Origin of the sequence: Mesorhizobium sp. M0830, from assembly GCF_040319965.1 — a bacterium.
Taxonomy (GTDB): domain Bacteria; phylum Pseudomonadota; class Alphaproteobacteria; order Rhizobiales; family Rhizobiaceae; genus Mesorhizobium.
Genome location: NZ_JAMYOR010000022.1, coordinates 26,328 through 46,864, shown reverse-complemented (window position 1 = coordinate 46,864; position 20,537 = coordinate 26,328). Strand labels below are relative to the sequence as shown.

Here is a 20,537-nt window from a genome sequence, read left to right as displayed (position 1 = left end):
AGCTGCCATGTCCGACATCAGCTTCCACGATTTGTCATCCATCGATGCCGACCAGCGCGCCAGTCTGCTGAAGCGCGCCGAGACCGATCTGACGGTCTTCGTCGAGAAGGTCCGGCCGATCATCCAGGCCGTCAAGGACGAAGGCGACGCCGCCTTGATTCGGTTTGCCAGGGAACTCGACAAGGCCAATGTCGCCGAGGGCGAACTGCAGGTGTCGGAAGCTGAGTTCGACGCGGCGTTCGACAAGGTCGAAAAAGATGTCGTGGAGAGCATCCAGTTCGGTATCGACAACATCCGGCATTTCCACGAGGAGCAGAAGCCGGAAACGATGTGGCTCAAGGAGGTCCGGCCGGGAGCCTATGCCGGCGACAGGTACACGCCGATCGCTTCCGTTGCGCTTTACGTGCCGCGCGGCAAGGGCGCCTTCCCGTCGGTGACGATGATGACGTCGGTACCGGCGGTGATTGCCGGCGTGCCGCAGATCGCCATCGTGACGCCGCCGACATCGGATGGTTCGGTGGACGCTGCAACGCTGGTCGCCGCGCGCCTTGCCGGCGTCGGGACCGTCTACAAATGCGGCGGCGCGCAAGCCGTCGCCGCCGTCGCCTACGGCACCGAGACAGTGAAGCCCGCACTCAAGATCGTCGGTCCCGGCAGCCCGTGGGTGGTGGCGGCCAAGAGCGTGTTGTCCTCGGTCATCAATACGGGTCTTCCAGCCGGCCCGTCGGAAGCGATCATCTTTGCCGATGACAGCATCGACGGCGGCCTTGCCGCGCTTGATCTTCTCATCGAAGCCGAGCACGGGCGGGATTCCTCGGCCTATCTGGTGACGCACAGCCGCAAGGTCGCCGAAGCAGCACTCGCTGCACTTCCTGATCACTGGTCGCGGATGACCGAACAGCGTGTTGAGTTCTCGCGCGCTGTGCTGACCGGCAAGCGCGGGGGCATCGTGCTAACCGCGTCGCTGGAAGACAGCTACCTTTTCATCAACGACTATGCGCCCGAACATCTCGAGATTCTGTCGAAGGAGCCGTTCGCGCATCTCGGACGCATCACCGAGGCGGCCGAAATCCTCATGGGACCGCACACGCCGGTTACCCTTGCCAATTTCGTCCTCGGACCCAATGCCGTACTGCCGACCAGCCGCTGGGCGCGAACCTATGGGCCGCTTTCGGTGACGGATTTCGTCAAGCGCTCATCGGTCGGCTATGTGACCTCGGCGGCCTATCCGGAACTCGCTCTGCATGCGCGCAGGCTCGCCCGCTACGAGGGGTTCAGTTCGCACGAGAACGCGGTGTCGGAGATCCGCGACCGCTATCTCGCCGGCTGAGCGGACACGTCGCGATGAAGGCCGCCCGACTTTATGGACCCGGCGACCTGCGCGTCGAGGATATCGCCACGCCAGGCCCGCCGGGTGCGGGCTGGGTGAAGCTGAGGGTCGATGCCGCCGGCATTTGCGGTTCGGACCTGCACAATTTCCGCACCGGCCAATGGATAAGCCGGTCGCCTTCGACGGCGGGCCATGAGGTGACCGGCACGGTGATCGCCATTGGCGAGGGCGTGGACAGGTTCGTCATCGGCGACAGGGTAATTGCCGATTCCCGCTTCTGGTGCGGGGAGTGTGCGCAATGCCGTGCCGGCAGGCGCCATCTCTGCGTGTCGCTGGGCTTCGTGGGTGAGATCTGCGACGGCGGATTTGCAGAACAGGCGGTGCTGCCGGCGCGGCTGCTGCATGTCATCGATGCCGCGTTCGACGAGCGGGTCGCGGCGATGGCCGAGCCGCTGGCGGTGGCGCTGCACGCGGTGCGGCGGCTGCCGAAAACGGCAGGTTCCGTGCTGGTCGTCGGCTGTGGACCCATCGGCGGTCTCGCCGCGTTGCTGCTGTCACGCACCTTCGCCGGCCCCCTGCTGGTTGCCGACCGCAACCTGACCCGTTGCGCCCGGGTGGCGCGGGTGACCGGGGCAACGATCGTCGACCTGAACAGGGATGCCATTGCCAGCGCTACCGCCAATGCCCCGTTGCTCGCGGCCGTCGAAGCGACAGGCAGCATCGCGGCACTGAACCAGTTGCTCCGCGTTCTCGATCCCGGCGGCACGGTCGCGATGGTCGGCATCTTCCATGGCCGCCTCGACATCGATCCCAATAGTCTGGTCGAACGCGAAATCGGATTGCTGGGATGCCACGCCTTTGCCGACGAGCTGCCCGAGGCCGTCCGGATGCTGGGTGAACTCAGCGAACCGCTGCTGGCCCTGATCGACCAGGAGATCGGCCTGGATGAGCTTCCCGCCGCCTATGAGCGGCTGTTGGCAGGGCGCAGCGACGGCTTGAAAACAATCATCCGCATGCGGCAACCTGTCGAGCAGTCGTGATTTCCGATCAATCGCCGGAAAGGACTTTGAAATGATCACTTTGCCCGATACGGCCAGCCCTCTGTACGAGAAGGTGAAAGACTATATTCTGACGAATATCGGAACCGGCAAGTGGAGCAAGGATCGCAAACTGCCGTCCGAGAATGAGTTGGTGGCGTCGCTGGGCGTATCGCGGATGACGGTGCACCGCGCCTTGCGGGAATTGACCGCGGCGGGATTTCTGACCCGGCTGCAAGGTGTGGGAACCTTCATTGCGCCACCGCGGCCGCAATCCACGCTGATCGAGATCAACAATATCGCGGCGGAAATCGTCGAGCGCGGCAACAGGCATCGCTCCGAAGTCCTCGTGCTCGAAACGATCATGCCGACTAAGGAGTTGGCGCTGTCGTTCGAATTTCCAAAACGTGTCTCGATCTATCACTCCGTCGTCGTCAATTTCGAGAACGATCTGCCGGTGCAGCTGGAAGAGCGCTTCGTCAATCCGGCCCTGATACCCGACTACGACAAGCAGGATTTTTCGAAGACGGCGACCTATGACTACCTGATGCAGAAAACCCCGGTGAGCGAGGTCGAGCATATCATCTCGGCGATCCCGGCTGATGCCGAGACGGCGCGGCATCTCGGCATCGATGTGGGCGCCTGCTGCCTTTTCCTGCACCGCCGGACATGGACGGGCGCGGTGGTGGCGACGATCAGCAGGCTGACTTATGCCGGCAGCCGCTACTCGCTCGGCAGCCGCTATTCCCCTTCCAAAAATAGCTGACGGCAACGCTGCGACGCAAGATGGAAAGGTTTCGTTGCCAATGTATTTTGCATGTATTGAGGGCAGGCAGAGGCGCACGATCAAAGTCGAAATTGAGTCCCTTCCAACTTGTATATGCATGTATGTATTTTAGCCTTGACATCCGGTCCTGCTGACGCTGAAATATCCTCGCACTTCACCATGAGGTGGCAGGTAAGACGCCGAGGCACAGTGCCGCAAGAGCAGAAACCCGCAGTCTCAACAGACCGGACGCCTGGGTAAGAAAAGCGGTCTGATCATCAAGGGGAACAAAGATGATGCGTAACCTAACAGGACAATTTCGCGCGCTCGTGATGGCCGCCGCCATCGGGCTCGCCGCCGCCCCGGCAGCCTACGCAGCCGATGCGGCCATTCCCACCACACCCGAGGCGGGAGCGTTCAAGATCGGCATCGAGCCCTGGCTTGGCTATGGCCAGTGGCATGTCGCCGAGGCCAAGGCGTTGTTCAAGGCAAACGGTTTGACCGACGTACAGATCGTCAATTTCGCCGAGGACAAGGACATCAACGCGGCGCTCGCAAGCGGCCAGCTCGACGCCGCCAATATCGCCACGCACACGGCGATGGGCATGGTTGCGGCCGGCCTGCCGGTGAAGATCGTACTGCTGCTCGATGTCAGCATGACCGCCGATGCCATGATCGCCGGCAAGGACATCACCTCTATCAAGGACCTCAAGGGCAAGGAAGTCGCCTTCGAGGAAGGCACGACGAGCGACATCCTGCTCAAATACGCGCTCGCCAAGAACGGCATGTCGATCGACGACGTGAAGCCCGTGCCGATGCCGGCATCCGACGCAGGCGGCGCCCTGATCGCCGGCCAGGTGCCGGTCGCGGTAACCTATGAACCGTACCTCACTGTCGCCATGGCGCAGAACAAGGACGTCAAGCTGCTGTTCACCGCCGGCGAGGATCCCGGCCTGATCAGCGACGTGCTGGTGGTGCGCGACGAGGTGATCAAGTCGCGGCCCGGCCAGGTGCTGGCCATGATCAAGAGCTGGGACGCGGCGCTCAAGGACTACAAAGCCGATACATCAGGCGGCCGCGCCATCATTGCCAAGGCCGTCGGTTCGGACGTCAAGGACCTCAACACCGCCTTTGACGGCGTGCGGTACTACTCGCTCGCCGAAAACAAGACGGCGCTCACCGGCGACTTCAGCACGAAGACCTTCGCCGATGTCGAAGCCGCTGCCAAGAACGCCAAGCTGCTGCAGGCCGATGTAACGCCGGAACAGATGATCGACCCGTCTTTCGTCAAGGCGGCGGAATGACCAAGGCCGGATCGCTGTGGTGACGCAAATGTCGGCGAAGCGACCGGCGGAAACAGGCCCGGCGCATTCCGCGCCAGGCCCTATTACGAAACCGGCGAGGCGCCGCCGATCCTCAGGGATCGGCGCGCCCATCGCCAGGTCGCGTTTCCTGACGATCGCCGTGGCTGTCTTTGTCGGGCTTGGCCTTGCCTGGTGGGCGGCGACCGGACTGGGATTGGTGAAGCCGATCTTTCTGCCGTCGCCGGGCAGCGTCGCGACGCAGATCGCGAAGCTCGCCGCTGACGGCACGTTGTGGCTGGACCTCAAAGCCTCGATGTACCGCATTTCCATCGGCTTCCTCATCGCCTCGGCACTGTCGATACCGATCGGCGTTCTGATCGGCAGCTTCCGCTCCTGGGAAGCGGCCATCGAACCCCTGGTGGATTTCATCCGCTACATGCCGGTCGTCGCCTTCGTGCCGCTCTCCATCCTGTGGGCGGGTACCGGCGATACGCAAAAATTCCTGATCATCTTCATCGGCACCTTCTTCCAGCAGGTGCTGATGATCATGGACAACGTCAAACGGGTTCCCGCCGATTTCATCGGCCTTGGGCGCACGCTCGGCCTGCCGGATCGCAAGATCCTGACGCGCATTGTCGTCCCCAGCGCCTTGCCGGGTATCTGGGATACGCTGCGCATCAGCCTCGGCTGGGCGTGGACCTGGCTGGTGCTGGCCGAACTCGTCGCGGCGACCTCGGGGCTTGGCTATCGCATCACCGTGTCGCAGCGCTATTTCCAGACCAACACCATCATCGGCTATATCCTGCTCTTGGGCCTGCTCGGCCTGATCACCGACCAAGTCATGAAGGCGTTGGAAAAGGTGCTGTTCAAGCAGGAGGGCCGCTCGCAATGAGGTGCCGCCGATGAGCTCTCCCAAATTGCGGATCGCCGGTCTCAACAAGAGCTTCGGCACGGGCGAGCGGCGCAAGGAAGTGCTGCGCGACATCAACCTCGATCTTGCCGACAACGAGTTCGTCTCCCTGGTCGGCATATCGGGCTGCGGCAAGAGCACGCTGCTGTCGATCGTCGCCGGATTGCAGGATTTCGACGCCGGCGATCTCAGCATCGATGGCGCGCCGATCCTGCAGCCGGGGCTCGACCGCGGCGTCGTCTTCCAGTCCTACACGCTGCTTCCCTGGCTGACGGCGCGGCAGAACATCGAGTTCGCCCTCAAGGCCGCCGGCTACGACCGTTCGACCTGCCGCAGCATCGCGCTAGAGCATCTCAAGCTCGTCAAGCTGTCGGACAGCGCCGATCGCTATCCGGCCGAACTCTCCGGCGGCATGAAGCAGCGCGTTGCCATCGCCCGTGCGCTTTCCTATCGGCCCAAGATGCTGTTGATGGACGAGCCCTTCGGCGCGCTCGATGCCTTGACCCGGCACCAGATGCAGGAACTGCTGACGCAGATCTGGGAGGAACACAGGTTGACCGTCCTGTTTGTTACCCATGACGTGGAGGAGGCCGTCTATCTGTCGGACCGGATCGTCGTCATGGGGATCGGTCCGGGGCGCATCACGCAGACATTCAACGTCGATATCGAGCGTCCGCGCCGCGAAGAGGTGATGGAAAGCCCTGCATTCATGGATCTGCAGCGCGGCGTCCACAAGGCCATTCGCGAGGCGTCAAGACGTCCCGAAATGGCGTAGCATCCGGGCGGTCAAACAATTCGTTGGCCCCACATATAAGTCAGGAATCAGGGGCCGTGGGGACCGCATAGACCGAGCGTCCACGCGACGGTTCCGCAAAAGTCGCCGACATACCCATGGTAGCTGCCGTAACCATTGTAGTAGCTGTCCATCCGGGCATTGTCACCGGCCGAGTTGTCGCCCGTCCAACCGCCGCCAACCCACACGTCAGTCCGTAGATATTCCCGGTGAACCACGTGCCGATGCTCGCCGCCGCGATGTGCCGCGGCATGGCGGACAGAATGGTGCCTGACGACCGCGGCATCGGCGACAGTGCTAAAAGAGATCGCGCTCGCGGCCGCCAAGACAATGGCACCGGTGAGCATCATCTGCCGTTTCATGAGGATGCCTCCTGTTCATGCGAGACATGCACGGGACGAAAACGGATTCTGCACCCACACGTTCCTTCACAAAATCGGGACAAGCGATCTTTGGACAACGGCCGTATTGCGCAATCGCCGCTTGCCTCACTCAGGCGATCTCGCACATAGGCCTTGTCAGAAAACGCACGGGCAGCAGGCGATCTGTCGGGTCGAACCCTGCCGGCCGCACTCAGGTCGCTTTGCCGAGCGCCGCGTCCATTGCCATTTCTTCCCCAGAAATGTCATCGAACGAAGCGTAGTTCATGTTGTAGAGGCGGGCGTAAAGGCCTTTCCCCTGCATCAGCTGTTCGTGGTTGCCGCTTTCGACGATCTCTCCGTTCTGCAGCACGATGATGCGGTCGGCGCCGCGGATGGTGGCCAGACGGTGGGCGATAACCAGCCCTGTGCGGCCTTCCAGCAGTTTGACCAGCGCCTTCTGGATCAGCATCTCGGTGTAGGAATCGATGCTGGCCGTGGCTTCGTCGAGCACCAGGATCTTCGCATCCGCCACCAGCGCACGCGCAAAACTGATCAGCTGGCGCTGGCCGAGCGAGAGATTGCCGCCGCGCTGCTCGAGCTCGGTGTCGTAGCCATCGGGCAGGTTCTCGATGAAATCGTGCGCGCCGACGGCTTTCGCGGCACGCACCACTTCCTCGCGGCTGGCACTCGTCTTGTGATAGCGGATGTTTTCCAGCACCGAACCTGAGAACAGGAACGGCTCCTGCAGCACCATCGCCACCTGATCGCCGAGCGAATCCTGCGTCAGGTCACGCACATCGTGGCCACCGACCAGGACCTGACCCGACCAGACATCGTAGAAACGGTGCACCAGCGCCATCGAGCTTGACTTGCCCGACCCGGTCGGACCGACAAGGGCCACGGTCTCGCCCGGATTGACGCGAAAGGAGATGTTCTTTAGCACCGGCTGGTTCGGCCGGTATCCGAAGGTGACGTTCCTGAACTCGACCGAGCCGTCCATGTCGCGCGACAGGGCGACGGCGCCTTGCCTGTCACTGACGTCCACGGGAACATCGAGCACTTCGGAGATGCGCTGGCCCGAAGCCATGGCGCGCTGCATGACGCTGTATTGCATGGTCAGCGAGCGGATCGGGTCGAAGAAGCGCTGGATGTAGAACAGGAACGCTACCATGACGCCGATATCGAGGCTGTGCGAGAGCACCATCGAACCACCGACGACGATGACCGTCGCCATGGCGATGCCGGTCAGCGTGTCGACGATCGGCACCATCACCTGCGCATATTTCGCCGAGCGCAGATGGGCATTGAGATTGGCCAGCACCTTCTCGTCGTAAAGGTCGAAATTGACGTGCTGGCGCTCGAGGCTCTGCACCGTGCGTACGCCATGAATGCCTTCGGCCAGCGCGCCGTTGGCGATCGAGTTGGTTTCGTGCGCGGCCATGAAGGCGACCTTGGCGCGCGGCAGCCAGAACAGGCGCACGACGAACAGCACCGGCATGGTCGACAGCGTCAGCAGGCCGAGCCGGAAATCGAGCCACAAAAGCACGCTGACAATGCCGAACAAGAGCACGATGTCGCCCACCGACATGACAGACGTCTCGAGGAATTCCTGCATCGAATTGACGTCGCCCTGCAGGCGCGACATCAGCCGGCCGACCTCGGTCTTGTCCATGAAGCTCAGCGAGACACGCTGCAGATGGCTGAACATGGCACGGCGCAGATCGGACAGCACGTTCTCGGCGACCTTGCCGACGACGCTTTCCTGAACATAGCTGGCGGCATAGTTGATGACGATGACCAGCGTGAACGCGCCGGTCGCGGCGATCATCACCGACTGGTCGAGTCGGCCCGCCGTCATGCCGTGGTCGATGGCGTAGCGGATGACCAGCGGGATCGCCAATTGCGTCAGGGTGAACACCAGCACCGCAGCGACCGAGATGAAAATCCGGCTCTGGTAGGGTCTCACGAAGCTCCAGATGCGCCTGATAATGCGCGGATCATAGGCTTTGCCGAAAACCTCTTCCTCGTCGCGATGGGAGCCGACGACGGCCTTTGTCGGCCGGCCACTGGTGTCTTCCTTGTCGTCGTCGCTCTGTGTCGACATCACGCGGCTCCCGCCAAGGGCCGATCGTCGTCCGGCCGCAGCTGCAGATCGTAGAGCGCGCGATAGCGTCCACCGAGCGCCAGCAATTGCTCATGCGTGCCGCGTTCGACGATCCGGCCGCCCTCGACGAACAGGATCTGGTCGGCATGCATCAGCGAACTCAGCCGGTGCGAGATGATGAGCGTGACGCGATCCCTGGCGAAGCGTTTCATCGCCGCCCGGATGCGCTGCTCGGTACCGGCGTCTATGGCCGCGGTGGAATCGTCGAAGATCAGCACCGACGGCCGCAGCATCAGGCTGCGGGCGATGGTCAGCCGCTGCCGCTGGCCGCCTGAAAGCGACGCGCCGCGTTCGCCGACCACCGTGGTGTAGCCCGCCGGAAGTCCGATGATGTAGTTGTGCAGCTGGGCGTATTCGGCGGCCTGCCCGATGCGGGTCTCGCGTGCCCAAGGATTGCCGTAGGCGATGTTGTTCTCGATTGAGGTGGTGAACAGGAAGGCATCCTGCTGCACGACGCCGACGGCCTTGCGCAGCGATTGCAGCGTCACCTTGCGGATATCCTGGCCGTCGATGGTGATCGCACCAGAAGTGACGTCGTAGAAGCGCGGGATCAGGTGCGCGATGGTCGACTTGCCGCTGCCAGGCGGGCCGACAATGCCGACGGTTTCGCCGGACCGGGCCTCGAAGGAGATGCCCGACAGCGTCGGCCGTCCGCCCGCGCCCTCGTAGCGGAAGCCGACATTGTCGAAGCACAGCACGCCGTCGGTGACGACGAGGTCCTTGGCGCCGGGCGCGTCCTCGATGTCGAGCTCGGCATCGAGCAGCTCGAACAGCCGCGTGCCGCAGGTCGAGGCGCGCGCGAACGAGTTGACCATCAGGCCGAGCTGGCGAACGGGCATCTGCAGGATGGTCATGAAGGTGAGGAACTGGGCCAGCGTGCCGACGCTGATCTGGCCCGCGATCACCTTCTGGCCGCCGAACCAGAGCACCAAGCCCATGGCTGCCAGGAAGGAGAAGTTCATGGCGCTGGTGTTGGAGACGCGGATGTCGACGCGCTGATTGGCAAGCTCCAATGCCGACAGCTTGGCGCGGTCGAATTTTTCGAGCTCGTGCCGCTGCGCCGCGAAGGCGCGCACGACACGGATGCCGCCGAGATTCTCGTCCATCACCCGGCTCAGCACCGAGAGGCGCTCCTGCAACGTTAGCCAGGTGCTGCGCAATGCAAGCTGGGTGACTGAGGATCGCCAGGCAACGAACGGCACGAAGCTCAAGCTGAGCAGCCCGAGCACGAGATCGGTGCTGATCAGCAGATAAGCTCCGACGCCGATCAGCACGCCGAGCAGCACGACGCGCAGGATGCCGGTGGAAAAGAACATGCGCACGCCGTCGAGATCGAGCAGGCCGAGCGTGATCAGATCGCCGGTGTGGACCCTGTCGTGGAAGGAGAAGCTCAATCGCTGGATCTTCTCATAGAATGCCAGGCGCAGTTCATAGCCGGTGCGGTGGCCGACAGCCTCGCCATAGTAGTTCTGCGCCATTGTGAAGAGACCGCGCAGGATGCTGACGACGAGCAGCGTCAGCGCCGTGTTCCACAGCGCTTGCTCTGCGGCAGTGCCGGCACCCGTGGTCATGACGCCCTGCGCCTGGTCAATGGCGCGTCCCAGCAACCGTGGAATGAACAGCTGCAGCGTCGCGGCAATGAAGGTCGAGACGATGGTGATGGCGACCTGCCAGGGATGGCGCAGCGTCATGCGCACGATGCGGAGCAAGGTGCTGAGACCCTTGCCCCAGGAGGCTTCCGCCACGTGGGCAAACGATTTGCCGCGCTCCGGCGCGCCGCCGATTGCTTGCGTGTTCAAAGGAAAATATCCAGACCAATCCGGACGTTAGCCCGGACTAATAAAGCAGACTCAATTCAGATGGCGCGATGGTACGCGGGTCCGGCTCCACCGTTCAAGAGCCAATGCCGTCAGCGCACTGTGCCTGAAGCAACATGCTGCAAGTGTGACCCGGTGCATGGCCGGGACCGGCACGCAGCGGCCATCGGCCGACGAGGCCGGCAGCCGCAGTTAGGCAGGAGACGGCCGGACGAGGCGCAACCACCCGTCCGGCCGGAATTCCAGTTGCTAGGCAGGTATCAGGACGGCGATACGATGCACACCGACCTCCTTGCTTGTGTTCGTCGCCTCGTCGGTCTTGCCCTTGGAGCAGGTGTACATGTCACCTGTCTTGAGCTTGAATTCCTTGTCTGCCTTCTTGATGGTGAACGCGCCGGAAGTGATCGTGCAGACCATGTCGTTGTCCATCACGGTTTGAGGGGCGTGTGCTCCGGGCTGAAAGACTATGTCGACAATCGCGATGCTCTTGTAGGCGGGAATGTCGGAGTTGCCGGTGCCGACCTCAACCAGTCTGACACCGGGCGCAATCTCCTTGCCTTCCTTCGGGCCGTATTTCTTGACCTTCGCGGACGCCGTCAGGGCAAAAAAAGGCGTCGCCGCGGCGGCCGTCATACCGAGAGCAATTGCAGACCTGCGATTCATGGTTTTCATCGCGTCCTCCCATTGGTTGGTCACGCACGAAGGTGCATGGCGATGATATATTAGCACAAACGCATTTACTTGTATGCGAAGAAGCGCCGAAGTCCATCTCGGCGGTAGAACTCCGGGCTTCCGGTTACCGCAAGTCAGTACGCCGCGACAATTTCACATGCCGCCGCCGCAGCCGTCGGACAGGTCCCAGACATCGACGATCTGCTTGCCGATGAAGCCGTGCCCGCGGATCAGGTATTTCGCCAGGCCGCCATACACTTTCCAGCGCCAGCATTGGCAGCAGCACGGACCCTTCTCCTCGGAATTTGCCATCGCATAGTCGTAGGTCTGCTGTTCGGTGCTGGTGAGTTTCACATCGTAGTAAGGCATCATCTTCTGCGCGATGCCCGCCGGGATATCGTACGGATCGCTCGGGATCATCGCTATGTCTCGGTATCTGGCCAAGCCGTTCACCTGCTCGACATAGCGCTTCATTTCCATCGGGCTGCAGCACGAGCCCTTGATCCGCGAGGTGCTCGGCATGGTGGCGATCGATTCCGTGAATTTGGCCGAGCACGTGCTGTTGCCGTTTTCGCTGAGGTCTTTGAAGCGGCTCGCCAGGCCTGGATCCTCCGCTGCGAATGCCAAATCTGTATCCCTGAGGAAGCCCATAATCGCGGCGGCCCCAAAAATGCCGCGCAGAACCGTTCGTCGACTGGGGTGCGATATCTGGCTCATTTGGCGGCCCTGGCCTGCTCGACCAGGCTCTTCATGGTCGCAAGATCGGTCGCGCCCGGGAAAATCCGGCCGCCGACGACGAAGCCCGCCATGATCTGCGCCACCTGGCGGCTGCGTTGCAATGGCCAGCATGAGGGAACGGGCCATTTTGCCGGAAACTCCGCCGAATTGCCCTGAATTATAGATCATAGGGTTCTCCTTCCTTCGGATGATGCTTCAGAAAAGGTTCTTTAATTTCGCCAGCCAGCCCTCTTGCTGTTCGTGATGCGGCCGCTCGATGCTATTGGTCAGCGCATTGACCAAGGTGACGAGATTGATCGGTGCGAAATCCAGGCCATGGAAATTCGCGCGCCAATGGCCCTCCTTGTCGATCACATGCGTGACGATGCCGTGCGCCTGAATGCCGTCGTCCGTTTTGGTAAATTTGTGGCCAAAAGCTTCCGCCAGCGTGCGGGTAGCGTCCTCCGGCTGGTCCTGGGTTGTGGTCAGGAACGCCCAATTGACGGGATCGAGCCCATGCGTTGGCCCGTATTTTCGCATCACGTCCGGCGTGTCTCTCGTCGGATCTGTGGTGATGCTGACAAAGGTGACCTGGTCCTTCATCGGCGTGCCGTTCACCATTTTCTGGATCTCGGCGATCTTCTCGGCATGCAAGGGACAAACGTCCGTGCACGATGTGTAGATGAAATGGAGGACGACAACCTTGCCACGCAGATCAGCCAGCCGCACCATGTGCCCGTCCGCGGTGCGCAGCGTGAAGTCGGGCGCGGGTTTGTCGATCTGCTGGAAATACTTTTCGTCGCCCTGAAGCATGGCGTCGAGTTCTTCCAGCGAGTGCGCTTGCGCGCCGTGGACGAAGCCCACAATCAGCGCAGCTACGGAAATCAGGCACCGCAGGAAATGCATCCATTCTTGGATACGGACTGGCATCAACTGTTGCCTTTCAGATCGGCGGGCACCGTTGTCGGACCAACGGTGACCTCGTCAGCTTTGGGGGGACCGTCTTCGGCCGGACAGGCGCGACCTGTCATCTTGTGCATGCAAAGGCCGAGCGCGCACATTGCGACGCAGGGCAAAGCGCTGAGAAGCAGCGGCGTGACGCCCGCCGCGGCCAGCCAGCTCCAGTTGGATGCAAGGCCTGCGACTATCACGGCCGCGGCCAATGCGGGGAAGCCACGTCGGCCGCCGAGATAGTAGCGAATCGAAGCGAGGACATTGCGGCCGAACGAGGCCTCATTGGCTCGGATCAGTTCTGTAGTGGTCACAGTGAATTCCTTCTCAGTTGGCAGCAAAATGGCTGCGGATGAAGTCGACCATCTCGGGAGCATCCCATTCAGCCGGACCAATCAGGCGGGCGATCTCCTTGCCTCGGCGGTCGATCAGCAATGTCATGGGAAGGCCGACGGCGCCGAGCGCGAACATCGCCTTGGCCGACGTGTCGATGTTGAGGGCGAGATGCTCGATACCGATCTCGGCGAAGAACTTTTTCACCTTGTCCGGACCGCCGCGATCCATCGACAGCGCGACGACCTCGAAGTCCGGCCCGCCGAGTTTGGCCTGCAGCCTGTCGAGCGTCGGCATTTCCTTGCGGCAGGGAGCGCACCACGTCGCCCAGATGTTGAGCAGCACGACCTTGCCGGAAAAATCGGCGAGCGTTTTGGGTTGCCCATCGCCGTCCTGGAACTGAATCTCCGGAAGCGGCTGCGGGCTCGCCTGAACAGCAAAATTCTGCGGCGGCTCGCCGGCCGTCGCAGGTCCAGGCACCGCGAGCAGTGCGCCGAAGAGAGCGAGAGCGACCATCTTCATAGCTGCCGTTCCCTCGATTCAAGCCGCAGGAACGTCATGGCGAGCCAGGTTCGGGCAGGGCAGTCCGACGTATCGGCAGACATGGCGCTTGCCTTTCAGTCCGTCGCGTAGATCGTGGGCGCCTTGCCGTCCTTGGTGAAGGCGTAGACGATGAAAGGGCCAGCCTTCTCGCCACCCATGCCGGGGGCACCGGTCGGCATGCCGGCCAGCGTGATCCCGGTGATGGCGGGCCGTTCGGTCAACAGTTTCTTGACGATATCGACCGGCACCAGCCCGTCGACGACATAGCCGTCGACCATCAGTGTGTGACAGCCTTCGAGGTCCGCCGGCACGCCGGCGTCACTGCTGATCTGGGACAGATTGTTGACGGGCTTGATGTCGACCTTGAAGCCGTTGTGTTCCAGATAGTTGGCATAGGATTCGCAGCAGCTGCATTGCGGGTTCTTGTACATCACCGCGTTGATCGTCGCCGCGACAGCCGGCAGCGGCATTGCGATCGCGACGGCGAAAGCGGCGAGAGAGTAAGTCAGTTTCATTGCAGTTCTCCTTGTTGTCTTATTGTTGTTTTGACGAGAAAATCAGGTCACTCGAAACACCGTCATGAGGCCGGCCATCTGGTGGTCGGCGACATGGCAGTGCAGCATCCAGTCGCCGGGATTGTCGGCGACGAAGGCGCATTCGATCGTGTCCCTGGGAGCCAGTAGCACCGTGTCCTGCCATTGCCGGTGCGGCACCGCCGAACCGTTGCGCGCAAGCACCAGCATGCTGAAGCCGTGGATGTGCATCGGGTGCCACCAGGCAGTTTCGTTGCGCATTGTGAGATGACAGGTTGCGCCGCGGGGCAGGGTGAACTGCGGTGCCATGCCGGCGTGGCCGTCGCCGGTCATCGACATGCCGTTGATCGCCCAGGCGGCGCCTCCCTTCATGCCGGGTGTCGCCATGCCCATCATGCCGCCGACGCCGGCGAGCTTGCCGCCACCCATCATGCCGCCTTGCAGGACGATCTCCTGGCGCTCGGCGCTTGCGAGATCGGGTTGCTGCAACGGGTTGCGCGGCAGGCCAAGCGGCGTACCGAGAGGATGGGTCCGAAGTGGCGATGCGCTGTCATAGGCAAGCGTGGTCAGCGTATAGGCGAGACCGTCATAGAAATCGTCGATCACTGCGTAACGCTTGCCTGGGTCGCCCTGCATATCGATCACGACATCGATGCGCATGGCGGGTGCCAGAACAAGGCGGCCGTCCTCCGGTTCATGCGGATCACAGGGCTGGCCGTCGATCGCCACGACGACCGGGCGGTGGCCCTCGATGCGCAGCGCCATGATGCGGGCGAGCGACGCATTGGCCAGCCGCAGCCTGACACGTTCGCCAGCCCTTACGCTCTGGTCGGCCGGCGCCGTGCCGTTGATGGTGACGACGTTGCCGACGCGGCCGGACATCGCCGCGTCCATCGCGCTGCCGAAACCGGGCGCCATCTGCCCGTCGTCGGCAAGCCGCCAGTCCTGCAGCAACCACAAGAGGTCGCGGTCGACGGCAACGGGCTCGGTCTCCTCGACAATGAGGGCGCCGGCGAGCCCGCGACCGAGCTGCACAAGGCTGTTTGCATGCGGATGGTACCAAAAGGTGCCGGCGTCGGGCGGCGTGAATTCATAGACGAAAACTGTCCCCGGCTTGATCGGCTGCTGCGTTAGGCCGGGTACTCCGTCCATGGCGTTTTGCAGGCGGATGCCATGCCAATGGACCGTGGTTTCCTCGTCCAGCCCGTTCTCGACCGTGATGTGAACGGGTCGGCCCTGGCGCAGGCGCAGCATCGGGCCGGGGACCGTCCCGTCATACGCCCAGACAGGAGTAAGCGGATCGCCAGGGCTGGTGAAGCTGGCGTGGCCTGGCGCGATCCTGATGCGGCGCTCATCGACGGCGGATGCTCTTGGCGTTGCGGGGTGCACCAGGGTGGCCGCAGCAACGCCCGTCGCCGCAAGGACGAACCTGCGGCGCGACATCATATGACGGAAATCGGTACTCACTCTCACTCCCTTTGCGATCTCGATCGACGGCGAGCCTCTCGGCGTCGAATTGCTGTGTGCCTGCCGGCGCAAAGCGCCAGCGGCAATCAAACGCCGGAAATCAGCCGCGGGATGGCTGAACCGGCGTCAGGCGAGATCGATGGATTTGGGAGGGAATGGGTCGGGCAAGGAACTTCGCCCGTGAAGGAACGGCATCGGTGGCGCCGATGGTTGTTGCACCGGTGGAACCACGGCGATGGCGAGGCTTTGAGGGAGTACGGCGAGCACCGGTGCGATGCAGGTCGGTGGACAATGCATCGGTTTGCCGGTGTCGGCCGCGCCCTTGAGGCAGGCGTTGCAATCGCCATTCATGCCGGTGTCGGCCATCTTGGCCATGCCGGTGCCGACAGGCATGGTCATGCCGCCGCCAGTCATCATCATCTTCGCCGACATGACGCTCGCCTGAGCGGCAGACAGGCTGAACCCGGCGGTCAGGAATACCGCGAGGAGCATGACAAGGATATGTTTTGGCGACCGGCGTGCCATCATGCATCTAGGCTGGCCTCAAAAGATGGCATTTGCAAGCTGGATTCCAGTGCTGCGACAATCCCGGCATCGCATCGTGCCTGAGGAAGAACCGTGCCGTTGCGGGGCCTTCGGACTGTCGGTAATCCGCTTACAAAGCCTGGCCGTGTCGCCAGCAGGCGATGACATGGCCGGCCGCGACCTCTCTGGCGGGTGGCTCCGCCTTTCTGCACTCGGGTAGGACCAGAGGGCAGCGGTCGGCGAAGGAGCATCCGGTGTTCGGGATGCCGGCTGCCTCCACCTCGATTTGAACCGACATTTTCGGCTCGGTCTCATCGGAAGACGCTGCCAGAAGCAGGGCCGTATAGGGGTGGTTGGGGCCGCGAAAAATCTGGTCGGATGAGCCGGTCTCGACGAGGCGGCCGCGATAGAGCACGCCGATCCTGTCGGCCATGTAACGCACCACCCTGAGGTCGTGGCTGATGAACAGATAGGTCGTGTCCTTGTCGCGCTGCAGGTCGTTGAGCAGGTTGAGGACGGTCGCCTGTACGGAGACGTCGAGCGCCGAAGTGGGCTCATCGAGCACGACGACCTTCGGCACGCCGGCGAAGGCCCGCGCGATGGCCGCCCGTTGCCGCTGGCCGCCGGATAGTGATCGCGACTTCTGCTCGGCTGTGGCGCCGGCGAGGCGGACCGAGGCCAGCAGGTCGCTGACACGGGCTCTCACCTCGCTGCGACGCAGGCCGGCGAGCCGGCGTAGCGGGCGGCCGAGAATCCGGCCGATCCGCTGGCGCGGGTTGAGCGTGCGGTCCGGCGACTGGAAGACCATCTGCACGTCGCGCCGTTCGGCGAGGTTCCTCTTCTCGACGCGCGGCGCCACCATCCTGCCGAACAGCTCGACCGATCCGGCATTGGGCGTCTGCAGGCCGGTGACGATCCGTGCCAGGGTCGACTTGCCGGAACCGGACTCGCCGATCAGCCCGAAGGTCTCGCCCTGGCCGATGTCGAGATCGATGCCGTGCAGCACTGGCTGGCTGCCGAAGGCATGGCTGATGCCCTTGCAGGCGATCGCGATTCGGCGTTCCTTTGGCGGGCCGGCGGCTTCATTCTGGACCGCCGGGTGTGATGGCAGGCCGTCCGTCTCCGCCAGTCTTCCGTTCCGCTTGGTGTAATTGAGCGCCGGGATCGAAGCGATGAGCGCCTTCGTATAGGCGTGAGACGGGTTGTCGAAGACATCGCCGGCGGCGCCGCTTTCGACCACCTTTCCCGACTGCATCACCGCCACCCGGTCGCAGGAGCGGCGGATCATGTTGATGTCGTGGCTGATCAGCAGGATGCTGGTTTTGTGGTCCTTGCGCAGGTCGGAGAGGATGGCGATGATCTCGGATTGGACGCTGGCGTCGAGCGCCGTCGTCGGCTCGTCCAGCACCAGCAGCGACGGGTCGAGCGCAATCGCGATGGCGATGTTGGCACGCTGCTGCATGCCGCCGGAGAGTTCGTGTGGATAGAGCCCCAGCACCCGCTCCGGATGGCTCACCCGAACGCGCCCGAGCAGTTCGCAAGCCCGCTCGCGCGCCTCGTCATGGCGCACCGGGCGATGCCGCATGATCGTTTCGGTGATCTGGCGGCCGATCGTCATGCTTGGGTTAAGGGCCGCGCCCGGATGCTGGTAGACGGCGGCGATATGATCCCCCCTAAGCTGGCGCAACTGCTCGGCGGGGAGGTCGCGGATTTCCCGGCCCTGGAATTCCAGCGCTGACGCCGCGACGCGGGCATTCCTCGGCAGATAGCGCAGGATAGCGAGCGCGACCGAGCTTTTCCCCGATCCGGATTCGCCGACAAGGCCGAGTGCTTCGCCTTCGGCTATGCGCAGCGAGACGCCGCTGACGGCGGGATGCGACCCATTGCGCCCGTCATAGGCGATGGAAAGCTGGTCGACGTTCAGAACCGAGGAGAACATTGGGGGCTTGAAACCACTTTCTTCCAGCGTCGCGATCGAGGGCAATCGCTTCCACTTTCTCAATGCATTATCTCTATAAAGTTACTCGAATTAAGCCGGAGCGCAATCTAACTTTCAGGGCTCAAGAGAGATTGTCGCCGTCTGCCGAAGCAGCGCGACGTCCCTCGGAGCAGATCTGGAAGGAGACCGGCATGGCTCGAGCCCACATGATCCTCAGCGCATTTTTCTTCAACCCGCAGGGCGATCATCGGATGTCGTGGCGCCATCCGCGGGCGCCGGGCCGCGAGGTGCTGGACTTCGAGTTCTACCGCGATCTCGTGCAGGCGGCCGAGCGGGCCAGGATCGACACCATCTTCGTCGCCGACCACGTGTCGATCTGGGATTCGGTCAAGAGCGGTGTCGCCCACTACGCCAATGCCCGCCTCGAACCGCTGACGCTGCTGTCGGCGCTGGCCGGGGCGACCAGCCATATCGGCCTGATCACGACGGCGTCGAGTACCTACAGCGAGCCCTACAATGTGGCGCGCATGTTCGCCTCGCTCGACCATATAAGCAAGGGCAGGGCATCGTGGAACGTCGTCACCTCGGCGATGGATGAGGAGGCGCGCAATTTCGGCCGCGATGGCAACATCGAGCATGCGTTTCGCTATGAGCGCGCGGCCGAATTCCTCGATATCGTCAAGGCGCTGTGGGACAGCTGGGAAGACGAGGCGCTGCTGATCGACAAGGCGTCGGGCTATTTCGCCGACCCCGACAAGGTCCATCCCATCGACCACAAGGGCAAGCATTTCAAGGTGCGCGGGCCGCTCAACGTCTCACGGCCGCCGCAGGGCCATCCGCTGATCGTCCAGGCCGGATCGTCCGAGGACGGCAAGAACTTCGCCACCGCGCAGGCCGATGCGCACTTCGCCATCTACAGCACCAAGGAGGATGGCATCAAATATCGCCAGGACATCAACGAGCGTCTCGCCCGCCACGGCAGGCGGCCGGAGAGCTTCAAAATCTTGCCCGGCATCCTGCCGATCGTCGCCCCTTCCGAGGCGGAAGGCCGGGAAAGACAGGAATACCTCCAGACCCTGCTGCCCGACCAGGTCGGCATCGACCTGCTGTCGAGCTGGAGCGGCATCGATCTCTCCGTCTATCCGCCGGACGGGCCGCTGCCGCCGCTGCCGGACGAAAGCACCTTCAATGGCGGGCGCACGTCGCTCAACCGGGTCAAGCAGTGGGCGAAGCAGAATCTCAGCCTGCGAGAGATTGCCCGCAAGCTCGCCAACAGCGGTTCTGTACCGACCGTCGCGGGCACGCCAAGACAGATCGCCGACCAACTCGAAGACTGGTTCGTTTCCGGTGCCGCCGACGGCTTCAACCTGATGTTCCCGCTGCTGCCGGAGGACTGGGTGAACTTCGCCGAACAGGTGGTGCCCGAGCTGCAACGGCGCGGCGTGTTTCCGAGCGAATACGCGCAGGGAACGCTGCGCGACCGCTTCGGCCTGGCGCGGCCCGCCAACCGCTTCGCCGAGCAGCGCGACAATGCGCGCGCCGTGTCCTGACCGGGAGAACGATCATGACTGTCGCCCCAAGATTGCAGCCTCGTGAAGCGACCGCTCCGCAGCTCGTCAACGTTCTGCACAGCCCCAAGCGCGTGCGGGTCAAATTCGGCGGCCGCACCATCGCCGACAGCCGCAACGTGCTGGTGCTGCGCTCCAACCATTTCCTGCCGATCTATTTCTTCCCGCCGTCAGCGGTCGACCCGTCGGTGCTGAAGCCTTCGCTGCATCGCGAACCGCATCCAGTGGGTGGCGAGACGGCCTATTGGGATATCGACAGCGGCGACAGGCGCAGTGCCAACGCGGCGTGGGCCTTCATCTCGCCGCCGGATGAGAACCTGGCGCCGCTCGCCGGCCGCATCGCCTTCACCTGGAAGGCCGTCGACCAATGGTTCGAGGAGGACGAAGAAGTCTTCGTCCACGCGCGAGACCCTTATGCGCGCATCGATGTGCTGCAAAGCACGAGCCATGTGCAGGTCTGGTTCGACGGCGAACCGATCGCCGACAGCCATCGTCCGGTGCTGCTGTTCGAGACGCATCTGCCGACCCGCTTCTATCTGCCCGCGGAAGACATCCGGCTGGAGCGGCTGACGGCGTCCGTTACGACGACGCGATGTCCCTACAAGGGCATCGCCTCCTACTGGTCCGGTCTGCTGAGCGATGGAACGGTGCGCCCGGACATCGCCTGGAGCTATCGCGATCCGATCGCGGAGATGCCCAAGATCAAGGGCCTCATCGCCTTCTATCCGCAGGCCGTGGACCGCATCCATCTCGACGGCGAACCCGTCGCATAGGTTTCAATCTTCATTTCAGAGCAGGGTTTTAAC

At 63.0% G+C, this 20,537-nt stretch carries 20 protein-coding genes; 8 read left to right on the top strand and 12 right to left on the bottom strand.

Annotated elements, in window-relative coordinates; translation table 11 throughout:
• The first annotated feature begins 7 nt into the window (after positions 1-7).
• From hisD to NKI20_RS15485, 6 genes are all read left to right on the top strand, one after another.
• Positions 8-1,330 carry a histidinol dehydrogenase gene (gene hisD / locus NKI20_RS15510; protein ID WP_352831735.1) on the top strand — a complete coding sequence of 441 codons (1,323 nt, stop codon included), beginning with the start codon at positions 8-10 and terminating at the stop codon, positions 1,328-1,330.
• A 14-nt stretch (positions 1,331-1,344) separates the two neighbouring features.
• Positions 1,345-2,370, top strand: a complete 1,026-nt coding sequence (locus NKI20_RS15505; protein WP_352831733.1) for a zinc-dependent alcohol dehydrogenase — start codon at positions 1,345-1,347, stop codon at positions 2,368-2,370.
• A 31-nt stretch (positions 2,371-2,401) separates the two neighbouring features.
• Positions 2,402-3,133, top strand: coding sequence for a histidine utilization transcriptional repressor HutC (hutC, locus tag NKI20_RS15500; protein ID WP_352831731.1), 732 nt, complete (start codon positions 2,402-2,404; stop codon positions 3,131-3,133).
• A 296-nt stretch (positions 3,134-3,429) separates the two neighbouring features.
• A complete protein-coding gene (locus tag NKI20_RS15495; protein WP_352831786.1) occupies positions 3,430-4,437 on the top strand; it encodes an ABC transporter substrate-binding protein in 1,008 nt (335 codons plus the stop codon).
• Positions 4,438-4,465: 28 nt separating this feature from the next.
• Positions 4,466-5,329 carry an ABC transporter permease gene (locus tag NKI20_RS15490; protein ID WP_352831729.1) on the top strand — a complete coding sequence of 288 codons (864 nt, stop codon included), beginning with the start codon at positions 4,466-4,468 and terminating at the stop codon, positions 5,327-5,329.
• Positions 5,330-5,339: 10 nt separating this feature from the next.
• Entirely contained in the window at positions 5,340-6,122 is a 783-nt protein-coding gene (locus tag NKI20_RS15485) for an ABC transporter ATP-binding protein (RefSeq protein ID WP_352831727.1), read from the top strand.
• A gap of 47 nt (positions 6,123-6,169) precedes the next feature.
• Here the strand turns inward: NKI20_RS15485 and NKI20_RS15480 are convergent, their stop codons facing one another.
• The 12 genes from NKI20_RS15480 to NKI20_RS15425 all read right to left on the bottom strand — a co-directional run bounded on the left by NKI20_RS15480 (position 6,170) and on the right by NKI20_RS15425 (position 18,226).
• On the bottom strand, positions 6,170-6,502 hold the full coding sequence (locus NKI20_RS15480) for a hypothetical protein (protein ID WP_352730880.1): 333 nt from the start codon (positions 6,500-6,502) through the stop codon (positions 6,170-6,172).
• Between the two features lie 211 nt (positions 6,503-6,713).
• Complete coding sequence (locus tag NKI20_RS15475; protein WP_352831725.1) at positions 6,714-8,606, bottom strand: ABC transporter ATP-binding protein; 1,893 nt, start codon at positions 8,604-8,606, stop codon at positions 6,714-6,716.
• Positions 8,606-10,465, bottom strand: coding sequence for an ABC transporter ATP-binding protein (locus NKI20_RS15470; RefSeq protein WP_352831723.1), 1,860 nt, complete (start codon positions 10,463-10,465; stop codon positions 8,606-8,608). Before NKI20_RS15470 ends, NKI20_RS15475 begins: the two co-directional genes overlap by 1 nt.
• Positions 10,466-10,732: 267 nt before the next feature.
• Entirely contained in the window at positions 10,733-11,155 is a 423-nt protein-coding gene (locus tag NKI20_RS15465) for a hypothetical protein (RefSeq protein ID WP_352831721.1), read from the bottom strand.
• A gap of 153 nt (positions 11,156-11,308) precedes the next feature.
• Positions 11,309-11,782 carry a hypothetical protein gene (locus tag NKI20_RS15460; RefSeq protein ID WP_352831720.1) on the bottom strand — a complete coding sequence of 158 codons (474 nt, stop codon included), beginning with the start codon at positions 11,780-11,782 and terminating at the stop codon, positions 11,309-11,311.
• Positions 11,783-12,088: 306 nt separating this feature from the next.
• Positions 12,089-12,802, bottom strand: a complete 714-nt coding sequence (locus NKI20_RS15455; RefSeq protein WP_352831718.1) for an SCO family protein — start codon at positions 12,800-12,802, stop codon at positions 12,089-12,091.
• Positions 12,802-13,137: a hypothetical protein gene (locus NKI20_RS15450; protein WP_352831716.1), complete on the bottom strand. Its 336-nt coding sequence runs from the start codon at positions 13,135-13,137 to the stop codon at positions 12,802-12,804. The genes NKI20_RS15455 and NKI20_RS15450 overlap by 1 nt, the downstream gene beginning before the upstream one ends.
• A 13-nt stretch (positions 13,138-13,150) precedes the next feature.
• Positions 13,151-13,678: a TlpA family protein disulfide reductase gene (locus NKI20_RS15445; protein ID WP_352831714.1), complete on the bottom strand. Its 528-nt coding sequence runs from the start codon at positions 13,676-13,678 to the stop codon at positions 13,151-13,153.
• Between the two features lie 95 nt (positions 13,679-13,773).
• Positions 13,774-14,214, bottom strand: a complete 441-nt coding sequence (locus NKI20_RS15440; protein ID WP_023759570.1) for a DUF411 domain-containing protein — start codon at positions 14,212-14,214, stop codon at positions 13,774-13,776.
• 42 nt (positions 14,215-14,256) lie between these two features.
• A complete protein-coding gene (locus NKI20_RS15435; RefSeq protein WP_502898115.1) occupies positions 14,257-15,699 on the bottom strand; it encodes a multicopper oxidase family protein in 1,443 nt (480 codons plus the stop codon).
• A gap of 126 nt (positions 15,700-15,825) precedes the next feature.
• Positions 15,826-16,131 carry a hypothetical protein gene (locus NKI20_RS15430; RefSeq protein WP_352831712.1) on the bottom strand — a complete coding sequence of 102 codons (306 nt, stop codon included), beginning with the start codon at positions 16,129-16,131 and terminating at the stop codon, positions 15,826-15,828.
• Positions 16,132-16,354: 223 nt separating this feature from the next.
• A complete protein-coding gene (locus tag NKI20_RS15425) occupies positions 16,355-18,226 on the bottom strand; it encodes a dipeptide ABC transporter ATP-binding protein (protein WP_352831710.1) in 1,872 nt (623 codons plus the stop codon).
• Positions 18,227-18,354: 128 nt separating this feature from the next.
• Here NKI20_RS15425 and NKI20_RS15420 point away from each other — a divergent pair, with 128 nt between their 5' ends.
• Together NKI20_RS15420 and NKI20_RS15415 are read left to right on the top strand one after the other, a co-directional pair.
• Positions 18,355-19,713, top strand: coding sequence for an LLM class flavin-dependent oxidoreductase (locus tag NKI20_RS15420; RefSeq protein WP_352831708.1), 1,359 nt, complete (start codon positions 18,355-18,357; stop codon positions 19,711-19,713).
• 14 nt (positions 19,714-19,727) lie between these two features.
• Positions 19,728-20,504, top strand: coding sequence for a DUF427 domain-containing protein (locus NKI20_RS15415; protein WP_023759566.1), 777 nt, complete (start codon positions 19,728-19,730; stop codon positions 20,502-20,504).
• Positions 20,505-20,537: the final 33 nt, after the last annotated feature.

Bases quoted from the DNA above. Each gene is read 5' to 3' on its own strand.
- hisD (WP_352831735.1), top strand. From the start codon at position 8: ATGTCCGACATCAGCTTCCACGATTTGTCATCCATCGATGCCGACCAG.
- NKI20_RS15505 (WP_352831733.1), top strand. From the start codon at position 1,345: ATGAAGGCCGCCCGACTTTATGGACCCGGCGACCTGCGCGTCGAGGAT.
- hutC (WP_352831731.1), top strand. From the start codon at position 2,402: ATGATCACTTTGCCCGATACGGCCAGCCCTCTGTACGAGAAGGTGAAA.
- NKI20_RS15495 (WP_352831786.1), top strand. From the start codon at position 3,430: ATGCGTAACCTAACAGGACAATTTCGCGCGCTCGTGATGGCCGCCGCC.
- NKI20_RS15490 (WP_352831729.1), top strand. From the start codon at position 4,466: ATGTCGGCGAAGCGACCGGCGGAAACAGGCCCGGCGCATTCCGCGCCA.
- NKI20_RS15485 (WP_352831727.1), top strand. From the start codon at position 5,340: ATGAGCTCTCCCAAATTGCGGATCGCCGGTCTCAACAAGAGCTTCGGC.
- NKI20_RS15480 (WP_352730880.1), bottom strand. From the start codon at position 6,502: ATGAAACGGCAGATGATGCTCACCGGTGCCATTGTCTTGGCGGCCGCG.
- NKI20_RS15475 (WP_352831725.1), bottom strand. From the start codon at position 8,606: ATGTCGACACAGAGCGACGACGACAAGGAAGACACCAGTGGCCGGCCG.
- NKI20_RS15465 (WP_352831721.1), bottom strand. From the start codon at position 11,155: ATGAAAACCATGAATCGCAGGTCTGCAATTGCTCTCGGTATGACGGCC.
- NKI20_RS15455 (WP_352831718.1), bottom strand. From the start codon at position 12,802: ATGCCAGTCCGTATCCAAGAATGGATGCATTTCCTGCGGTGCCTGATT.
- NKI20_RS15445 (WP_352831714.1), bottom strand. From the start codon at position 13,678: ATGAAGATGGTCGCTCTCGCTCTCTTCGGCGCACTGCTCGCGGTGCCT.
- NKI20_RS15440 (WP_023759570.1), bottom strand. From the start codon at position 14,214: ATGAAACTGACTTACTCTCTCGCCGCTTTCGCCGTCGCGATCGCAATG.
- NKI20_RS15430 (WP_352831712.1), bottom strand. From the start codon at position 16,131: ATGTCGGCGAAGATGATGATGACTGGCGGCGGCATGACCATGCCTGTC.
- NKI20_RS15420 (WP_352831708.1), top strand. From the start codon at position 18,355: ATGGCTCGAGCCCACATGATCCTCAGCGCATTTTTCTTCAACCCGCAG.
- NKI20_RS15415 (WP_023759566.1), top strand. From the start codon at position 19,728: ATGACTGTCGCCCCAAGATTGCAGCCTCGTGAAGCGACCGCTCCGCAG.